At 58.0% G+C, this 8,899-nt stretch carries 10 protein-coding genes; 6 read left to right on the plus strand and 4 right to left on the minus strand.

The genetic code is table 11. From position 1 onward, the window contains the following. Nucleotides 1–20: 20 nt before the first annotated feature. Nucleotides 21–1,301 (plus strand): glycerophosphodiester phosphodiesterase, encoded by a 1,281-nt coding sequence (locus EPD60_RS13930; protein WP_131450133.1) that lies wholly within the window; start codon nucleotides 21–23, stop codon nucleotides 1,299–1,301. Between the two features lie 82 nt (nucleotides 1,302–1,383). On the opposite strand, the gene EPD60_RS13935 is transcribed toward EPD60_RS13930, so the two are convergent. Next, nucleotides 1,384–1,977: a carboxymuconolactone decarboxylase family protein gene (locus tag EPD60_RS13935; RefSeq protein ID WP_131450134.1), complete on the minus strand. Its 594-nt coding sequence runs from the start codon at nucleotides 1,975–1,977 to the stop codon at nucleotides 1,384–1,386. Between the two features lie 126 nt (nucleotides 1,978–2,103). Then, on the minus strand, nucleotides 2,104–2,658 hold the full coding sequence (locus EPD60_RS13940; RefSeq protein ID WP_131450135.1) for a peroxiredoxin: 555 nt from the start codon (nucleotides 2,656–2,658) through the stop codon (nucleotides 2,104–2,106). A 180-nt stretch (nucleotides 2,659–2,838) separates the two neighbouring features. Here EPD60_RS13940 and EPD60_RS13945 point away from each other — a divergent pair, with 180 nt between their 5' ends. From EPD60_RS13945 to EPD60_RS13960, 4 genes are all read left to right on the plus strand, one after another. Continuing rightward, on the plus strand, nucleotides 2,839–3,909 hold the full coding sequence (locus EPD60_RS13945) for an AI-2E family transporter (protein ID WP_207896677.1): 1,071 nt from the start codon (nucleotides 2,839–2,841) through the stop codon (nucleotides 3,907–3,909). 181 nt (nucleotides 3,910–4,090) lie between these two features. Then, the gene (locus EPD60_RS13950; protein ID WP_207896680.1) at nucleotides 4,091–4,690 is read left to right on the plus strand and encodes a YMGG-like glycine zipper-containing protein; all 600 of its coding nucleotides are present in this window, start codon (nucleotides 4,091–4,093) and stop codon (nucleotides 4,688–4,690) included. A gap of 499 nt (nucleotides 4,691–5,189) precedes the next feature. Next, nucleotides 5,190–6,044, plus strand: coding sequence for a DUF4349 domain-containing protein (locus EPD60_RS13955; RefSeq protein WP_131450137.1), 855 nt, complete (start codon nucleotides 5,190–5,192; stop codon nucleotides 6,042–6,044). A gap of 121 nt (nucleotides 6,045–6,165) precedes the next feature. Further along, entirely contained in the window at nucleotides 6,166–6,564 is a 399-nt protein-coding gene (locus tag EPD60_RS13960; protein WP_131450138.1) for a response regulator, read from the plus strand. Between the two features lie 359 nt (nucleotides 6,565–6,923). On the opposite strand, the gene EPD60_RS13965 is transcribed toward EPD60_RS13960, so the two are convergent. Continuing rightward, nucleotides 6,924–7,454, minus strand: a complete 531-nt coding sequence (locus EPD60_RS13965; RefSeq protein ID WP_165871552.1) for a PepSY-like domain-containing protein — start codon at nucleotides 7,452–7,454, stop codon at nucleotides 6,924–6,926. Between the two features lie 194 nt (nucleotides 7,455–7,648). Between EPD60_RS13965 and EPD60_RS13970 the strand changes: the two genes are divergently transcribed. Then, nucleotides 7,649–8,230, plus strand: coding sequence for a DUF6799 domain-containing protein (locus tag EPD60_RS13970; RefSeq protein ID WP_131448485.1), 582 nt, complete (start codon nucleotides 7,649–7,651; stop codon nucleotides 8,228–8,230). 260 nt (nucleotides 8,231–8,490) lie between these two features. Here EPD60_RS13970 and EPD60_RS13975 read toward each other — a convergent pair. Continuing rightward, the coding region (locus tag EPD60_RS13975) for a GxxExxY protein (protein ID WP_243647838.1) at nucleotides 8,491–8,899 on the minus strand (409 nt) is incomplete at its 5' end.

Below are 8,899 nucleotides of genomic sequence, written 5' to 3' on the forward strand. Positions count from 1 at the left end.
GCACCGGCAGGCCCTGATCTATGATTCCATTGCTCCTCTTGCTGGGTGGCGCGGCCACCGCCTATATCGTATACCGCGCGCGTCATGTGCGCAATCCCCGGCGCCGCTGGCGCCGCTTCCGCGCGCCCGGCACCGCGCCGCTCGACGGGGCCGCCTGTCGCCGGCTGGAAGGTGTCTACCGCGTAACAGCCGGCCAGGACTTTGTCGGCGGCACCATGGTGCTTCGCTGGAGCTATACCGTGGAGCGGGGAAAGCTACTGCACCACTTGTCTTTCTTTTCGGAAAGAGACGGCACCTATTTCGTGTGTGCCGGCCGCAGCCAGGGGCCTCACATCCTGCTTTCCGGCTACTGGCGTAAGCTGACGGCCGCCGCCGCCGGCACCGTGCGCCTCGAGGGGCTCGAGCTGCCGCCGCACCTGGACGATGGCAACCTGCAACTTGCCGGAAGCTGCGGCACCGGCAACCGCCGTCCCCGCCGCCTGCTGCAGCTGGAGCGGGTCGCGCCCCTGCCGCAGCTTCCGCCTTTTCATATCATCGCCCATCGGGGCGGCGCCCGCAATGTCGACTTTCTCCCGGTTGCCGAAAACTCACTGCCCATGCTGCTGATGGCGGCGCAACTCGGCGCTACCGGCGTGGAGATCGATATCCGCTGGACCAGCGATGATGTGCCTGTGCTGGCCCATGACTCCTTCCTCGCATTCGACTCGGTGCGCACCCCGTTTTTTGCCGGCTTTATCCGCCAGCAAACCCTTGCGGAGCTGCGCCGGATCCGGCTGCGCAAGGGCGGTCGCGTGCCAACGCTTCGCGAGGCACTGGAAACGGTCGTTTATTGCACGCCGCTAGAGCTCGTGTGGCTCGATATCAAGGAACCGCATCCCCTGGATGAAGTAGTGGCGCTGCAGCAGGAATACCAGCAGCGGGCAGCCGCCATCGGCCGCCGCGTCGAGATCCTGATCGGCATTGCGGCAAAAGAAACCCGCGAGCAATTCGAGCAGCTTCCTGATTATCGGCAGATCCCTTCGCTCTGCGAGCTGGACCCCGAAGCCGTGCGCGCCCTCGGCTCGGTGGTATGGGCGCCGCAATATACCGGAGGCCCCCAGCCCGAGGCGGTAGCGGAAATGCAACAGGAGGGCCATCGTGTTTTCGTGTGGTCGCTCGACCACCCGATGATGATCCGCTTCTATATGGATCAAAGCCCGCTCGACGGGCTCGTATCGAATGCCGCGCCTGTAGTGGCGCATTGGTGGTGGACGTCGGCGATCGGGAACCGGGAGCCATCAGTCGTCAATCGTGAATCGTGAATCCGCCATGCGACGTAAATAAAGAACGTCCCGCTAAAAGCGGGACGTTCTTTATCTGGCGTCAGCACTAACGATTGACGACTTACAGCAACACCACCACGCTTTTCAGCACGGCGGCAAGGCGTACGGCGTCGTGGATGCGGATCTTCTCCGTGCCGTGGCCAACGAGTGTTTTCTCGTGCGAAGTAACACACAGCTCGCAGCCGTTGATGGCGCTCACGGCAAGGGAGATGAGCTCGAAAAGCTCCTTGCCCAGCACCGGGTTGGCCATGATGCTCATGCGGATACCGGCAGGTGCCTTGTCGTAAAATTCCTCATGCATGAAATGCCGGAAGCGGTAGTAAACGTTGTTGGCGTTCATGAGCGAAGTGCAGGCAATGGCCTCAGCGATGTCGGCGTCGGTGGCGCCTTCGGCACGTGCCTTATCCGAGAATGCCGCCAGCAGCGCGTCGTGGCTTGCGTTGGCAGCAACGGCCACCGCAATCAGGTAAGCTGCTTTGGCGCCCAGGCTTTCCGCTTTGAGGGCGGTGCTCAGGTTCACTTTAAGATCTTTCAGGTAGCGGCTGTTGCCATTCTCCAGTGCCTGCAGGCGCGCTGTCAGCACGGGCTCCAGGCCCAGGTCGGTCAGTATTTGTACGGCCACCGGCTCGGTGGCGGATGCATTTCCAAAAAGCATAAAAGATAATTTTTTGATCTCGGATCTCCGATCTCCGATCTTAGGTTGATTAGATGCTTACATACTTTGCCACCAGATCAGAGATCCGGGATCTGAAATTGAAAAAGCGCCCGCAGGCGCTTTTCATTATGCGGTCAGCGTAGCCTCGCCTTTCTGCCAGTTGCAGGGGCAGAGATCATCGGTCTGCAGGGCGTCGAGCACACGCAGCACTTCCTTCACATTGCGGCCAACGTTGAGGTCGTACAGCGATACCCAGCGGATCGTGCCCTGGGGGTCTACGATAAAGGTGGCGCGGTAAGCGATCTTTTCTTCGGCTTCGAGGATGCCGAGCTCGGTAGCCAGCGACTTCGAGGTGTCGGCCAGCATCGGGAACTGCAGGTCGCGCAGGTCTTCGTGGTCGCGGCGCCAGGCGGCGTGTACAAACTCACTGTCGGTAGAGGCACCGATCAGTACGGCATCGCGGTCGGAAAATTCGGTGAAGGCATTGTTGAATTCAGCGATCTCCGTGGGGCATACGAAGGTGAAATCCTTCGGCCACCAGAACATTACCATCCATTTGCCGGAGTTGCGGATCTCTTCATAGCTGAGGTCATAGAACTCTTTGCCTTTTTCGATCGATACAACGGCTTTCTTCTTAAAGTCGGGAAACTGGGCTCCCAGCGACAGGGTCATTTGCTTCATATGAAAGGTTCGATTTTTCGAGTGGCAAAATTGCAACGAAACAGGAGTTTATCCAAATAGACAGGGTAACTATTTTTAAATAGGTTTATAGATAATATCTAATGTTGCTGCCGGGTTGGTTCAGGATGGTACGGATTTTTTGGCTCAGCTGCTATGGCTGCTCCAAAGCTCATACGAACCATGGCTATCCTTGCCATCCTGGTATTGTCCGTGCTTATTCTCGTATACGCACGGCCCTTCCTGGTGCCGGGGGCCTTCGCGCTCCTGTTCGCGCTGCTGTTGCTGCCGCTGGCGCGGTGGCTGCAGCGCAAGGGTGCCGGCCGCGGGCTGGCAGCCCTCGGCGCAACGCTCGCGCTTGTGCTCGCTATCGGGATCATCCTCTTCTTTTTATTCTGGCAGTTTTCCAGTCTCATGGAAGACACAGCCAAAATGGAGCAGCAACTGACAGCCAAGTTCCGGCAGGTGCAGCTCGCCATTTCACAAAAGCTCGGCGTGCCGCCCGAAAAGCAAAAGCAGATGCTCCAGCAGGACCAATCTACTTCCAGCAGCAAGCTTTCGGTGATGCTCATGGGGCTGCTGTCGGGGGCCGGCGGCTTTCTCACCAACATGGTGCTGGTACTGGTATATGTTTTCCTGATGCTCTACCTCCGGAGCCGTCTGCGCCAGTTCCTGCTGCGCCTCATACCGGTGGTGGAGCGCGATACTGCCCAGGTGGTGCTGCACGACATCCAGCAGGTATCGCAGAAATACCTCACCGGGCTCGCCCTCATGATCGGCTCCCTGTGGGTGATGTACAGCATCGGCTTTTCCATCGTCGGGGTTAAGAACGCCATCTTTTTCGCCATCCTATGCGGGCTGCTCGAGATCGTGCCCTTTGTCGGCAATATCCTCGGTACGCTCATCACCATAGGCATGGCGCTGGTGCAGGGCGAGGCAGGCCTGGTGGTAGGCATCGCCGTCACCTATGGCACCGTGCAGTTCATCCAGACTTACATCCTGGAGCCGCTTGTGGTGGGCTCGGAAGTTAACCTCAACCCGCTTTTCACCATTGCGGGGATCGTAGCCGGCGAGCAGCTCTGGGGCATCCCGGGGATGATCCTGGCGATACCCCTGCTGGGCATGTTCAAGATCGTGTGCGACCACGTAGGCCCGCTTAAGCCTTACGGTTACCTCGTAGGTGGCGAGCCCCATGGGGAAAGCTTTATCAGGAAGAAGATCAGGAGCCTGTTTGGCAAAAAACAGGCAGCGTAGCGGCTGTGCAGGCCGATCTCTTTCAAGGTGCCGCAGACCTGTTGCATTCGGGGAAGCTGCCGCACAGGAAACAAATTAACCTCGATTAACCTAAGGTCGTGCTAAAGCCGCCCGGATTGCAATTCCTTAACAGTCACCGGCATCATTTCGGCATTTATGCGTTCAAACGAAAAACAACCGTATGAAAAAATTTATACTCGCCCTCTCTACCGCCTCGATGCTCGTAGCCTGCAACCAGGTGCCCCAGGCATCTACGGCCAATACGCAGGTCAGCAACCCGCTGGATACCGCCGGGCTGGCTGCCTACCAGGCTTCCAAAGCCGTAGCCGCCGAGCTTCCGTTAGCAAAGGAGGAAGCCCCGAAGTCGGAAGCTCCCGTAGCCAAGGCCGCACCCACCCGCGTGCGTACCGTGACCAAGTACGTGGAAGTTCCGGTGAAGCGCAGCACGCCGAAACCGGCACCGGTTACAGCACCCGCTTCCGAGCCGGTGGCAACGAGCACGGGCAGCTCTTCCTCATCGGGTGGTGATCTCGGCTCTGTAGCCGGCGTTGGTACCGATGCACCTGCATCCACACCTGCCCCCGCAGAGAAGAAGAAAGGCATTTCCAAGACCGCTAAAGGTGCCATCATCGGTGGCGTGGCCGGCGCGGTAGGTGGTGCCATCCTCAACAAGAAAAACCGCGGTGCCGGTGCCGTAATCGGCGGTGTGATCGGTGCAGCCGGTGGTGCCGTACTGGGCCGCAACCAGGATAAGAAAGACGGCCGCTGGGGACAACAGTAAATACGAGAGGAATAGCTATATCGCAAAAAGGACGCACGCAGGTGCGTCCTTTTTTTGTGGTTAAAAGAAAGGCCGCCCGGGGAGGGCGGCCTTTCTGAATGGGTCAGATACTGTTCGGCCTTTCTTGGTGGTATTGCGCCGGGCGCCTTCCCACTCGTCGGCGCGGTGCGGCTCCTTGCCTTTCTTGATAACGCCTGGTGCGCCCTGGTAAGTCGTGGGCTGGCTTTCGAATTTGTGGTGCGGGCCGACACCGTTAGGGCCGCGGTTGCCACCCTAGTTATTTCTGCCTTTACTCATAGTTTTTCTTTTGCGCGGCCGGTTTCCTTGGATGATCGGCCGCAAATATTTTCCTGTCATCGACTCTCGTCACCGGTGATGATTCGCGGTTGCGCAAGAACGTGAGGTAACCCGTTTTGCCGGAAAATTTATTTGTTGTTAAAGGCTTTGCAACACGGGTTACCATTCCACTGTGGCGGGCATAAAAGGCAAACCCTTTTATATGAAACTTCCCGCATTTCTTGCGGCCGGGCTCGTATTGCTCGCCGCCTGCCAGAACCAGTCTGCCGAGCAGAAGGACCAAAGCCCCGGTTATGAAAGCGCAGATACCATGGCTGTTGCCGGAAATGGAATTACACCGAAGCTGGTGAAGAAGGCGCAGCTGCAATTTGAAGTGGCCAGCGTGCAGCAGGGCAGCCGGGCCATCGGGCAGCTGGCCCGCGGCCTGGGCGGCTCGGTGACGCAGATAGAGATCAAGGCGGAAGAAGGCGCAACGCGTACGCTGCCCCGTGCCGGCGGCGATTCGCTGCTGCAACTGCAGACACTTCATCCCACGGCGAGCCTTGCCGTGCAGGTGCCGGCGGGGCGGCTCGAAGAGTTTTTGTACGGTGCCGCGCAGCTGTCTTCCTTTTCGCGCTACAGCTCGCTCACCATCGATGACAATACGCTGGCCTACCTCGAAACCCAGTGGCGCGCCGAGGCACGGAAAAAGATGCTGGCAGGACCGCGGACGGTGAAGCGTTACGACAGCACGGGGCTCGCCCTCACCGACGATATCATCACGCGCCGCATCGGCATGGAAAGCATCGATGCGCAGGTACGCTACAGCACCGTTACCCTGCAGCTGGACCAGCCGCCGCTGGTGCGCCGCAGCGTCATCTGCAATACCGACCTCGATGCCTACGGGCTGCCCTTTGGCCAGCGGATGCGCGATGCGCTGGAAAGTGGCTGGCAATTATTTGCGCGGGTGCTCCTTGCTGGTGCCCATCTCTGGGTCTTTATCGTGCTTGCAATATTGGGTTGGACGGCCTGGCGCCGCCGGGGCCGACCGTGGGGCGCACCCGTAAAAGCGGGTTAGCAAAACCGGGGCGCCGGATTTTTGGTACGCTTTTGGAAACAGTACGGGTGAGGTAAAGCCGCCACACCGGTTTTACTGCTTTATCACCCGATTAATCATCCCCTACCTCAAAACGTCCATCATGACCGCGAACAACGCTGCACAGCCCACTCGTAAGGTGCTTATCGTAGAAGACGAAGGCGATATGTGCCTGCTTCTGAACATCATGCTCTCCGGAAAAGACCTCGAACTCGAACACGTAAAAGGCCTCGCAGCTGCTGAGGAATTTCTACAATCCGAAACGCCCGCCCTCGTGCTCCTCGACAACAAACTGCCTGACGGATTCGGTCTCGACTTTATTCCCTACCTGAAAACAAACCACCCCTCCGTAAAGATCATCATGATCTCGGGCTACGATGGTGCCGCCAAAGACGCCGCCCTTGAATGCGGTGCCGACATCTACCTCGAGAAACCCTTTACGAAGGCGCAACTGTTTCAATCGCTCATGGACCTCCTGAAGGAAGCCGAGCCGGCCGCTTAACACACATAGAACACAAACGACATTTACCAAAGGCGTCGCGCATGCGACGCCTTTGGCGTTGGCAGGCGAAGCCGACGCGAAGCGTCATTGCGAGCGCAGCGAAGCAACCTCCCCGAATTTGAGAATGTTCGCTAGTCTTAGAATTCTAAGTGGAAAGTTCCTCTTAATAGAACCACCCTGCGCAAAACCGGAGTTTGCTTCGCTACGCTCGCAATGACGGCCGACGGCCGTCGCTCCGCAACCTGTCATCGGTGTCGTAAATAAAAAAAGGCCGCTTACACCACGGCCTGTTCAAATTACTTCGAACCTCGCTTCGGCTACGCCCAGCGTGACAACGGTCAAGCCGTGCCTGTTGAGGGTTACTCCACTTTCTCTTTCTGTTTCAGCACCGTGCCGTTATCGTCTACCAGCACCTTCACCTTCTTATCGTAGTTCCGCAGCTTGATCTCGTAGGCGTTGTGGCCTTTCCAGGAGTTGCGCTGCACGGTTTCTACCGTATAGCCCTGGTATTGGGTGGTGATCATTTCGCTGATGCGACCGGGGAGCGATGCCATATTGGTGATGGCTGTGGCCGAGCCGATCCAGTTGCCCTGCGAATCGTACCAGGCATAGTAGCGGTTGCCATACTGGTCGAAGGTGACCATATAGTCGTTACTCGTAAGTGCGGGCCAGCCAACCAGTTCCCAGTCAACGGGAGAGGTGCGGCTGTCGTAGGCCGACCAGGTGATGTTGGTGGCGCCGGGGAATTGCGTGGTAAAGGCCGAGGTGACCGAGGAGGGAGCGCCGTAGGCCGCGTTATTGGAGCTGGTCGACATTGTAGAAGTGCGGGAGCTGCCGCATGCCGCCAGCAGCATAACCGCTGCGCAGGCTGAAAAAAGGTGCTTTTTCATAACGATATAATTGAGGTTAGCTACCCGTTTAGGGGTTACCGATATACGCCGCAAAGGAGTTGCCACAATGGGCGCTACCTCCGCCTTGCGCCGAAAAATTCTGGCTAACGAAGAGCCTGTTGGCGGCGCTGGCATAAATATTTCTGCCAGGTGGACGCAGCCATGCTGCAGAAACCACTAAAAAAACCTCAACCATGATCAAACAGACATTTTTCGCGGCCATCGCCGCCGCAACGCTGATCGCCTGCAACGACAGGACAGACAAAACAACCACGACCACCACGACGGATACCTCGTCGATGATGACGACGCCCCCGCCCGCTACTACCGACACCGGTATGATGCGCACCGACACCATGGGCACAGGTGCCACCCACACCCCCGGTAACACCACTACCAGCACAACAACAACTTCAACCTCTACCAACCAGGCCTATGCGCCCTCCGAGGGCGACGTGAGCCGCCACAACGGCAAGGTGGTGGTATACCACAATGGCAAGTGGACGAGCTCGACCTCCGAGGTACGTCTCGACAATGGCGCCACGGTGAACTCCCAGGGCCGCGTAACCTATAACGGTGAAAACCGCGACCTCGAAGAAGGCGAACACGTAACGAAGGCCGGACGCTTCTTCGACAAGGCGGGCAACGCCATCGAGCACGGCTGGGATGCCACCAAGACCGGCGTGAAGAAAGGCGCCCAGGCGGTGGGCCATGCCGCCGAAAAAGTGGGCAGCAAGGTGAAGGACGCCGTTACTCCCGATAAGAAGGATCAATAAGCGTTCTTTTTAGCAATAAAGATCCCCGCGGGCTGTTTGCTCGCGGGGATTTTTTTGGCTTGGTCCACGGGAATATTTCTCGCAGAGGGCGCGGAGCGTTTCGCAGCGGGCACGGAGATGCTCGAGCTACCAACAGAAAGGTTTGGAGACATTCCTGCTGCTGGCAATCAACTTCCTGCTCAAGACAGCGGGAGGGGCCCTGCGGGCGGAGTTGGTTGGTGACGACTTTGCCGATACATTACCACCTTACTACGAAGGTGTTACCAGTTGCGGACATAGCGGTGGAAACCGTGCTTCAGGAGGGATACGTTGAAGTTGATCAGGTAGCCCAGCTTCTTTTCGTGGAGGCGGAGGTAGGTGAGCATCTGCGATTCCGCTACCGGCTCCAGCGCCTTCACTGCTTTTAGCTCAATGATGACTTCGTCGTTTACCACGAGGTCCATGTAATAGACGTCGCCCAGGTCTTCGCCTTCGAAAATAAAGGTGATCGGAACTTCGGTGCTGACCCGGAAGCCGCGCTTGCGCAATACAACAGCAAGGGCTTTCTGATAAGCCGATTCCAGCAACCCGGGACCTAAGGCCTTATGCACATAAATAGACGCATCCAGGATGGCGCCGCCGATTTGGTTGAGTTCTTCTTTTTCCATACCCCCAAACCTGCGGCAGCCA

It is taken from the genome of Flaviaestuariibacter flavus (assembly GCF_004337505.1).
Lineage (GTDB): Bacteria > Bacteroidota > Bacteroidia > Chitinophagales > Chitinophagaceae > Flavisolibacter > Flavisolibacter flavus.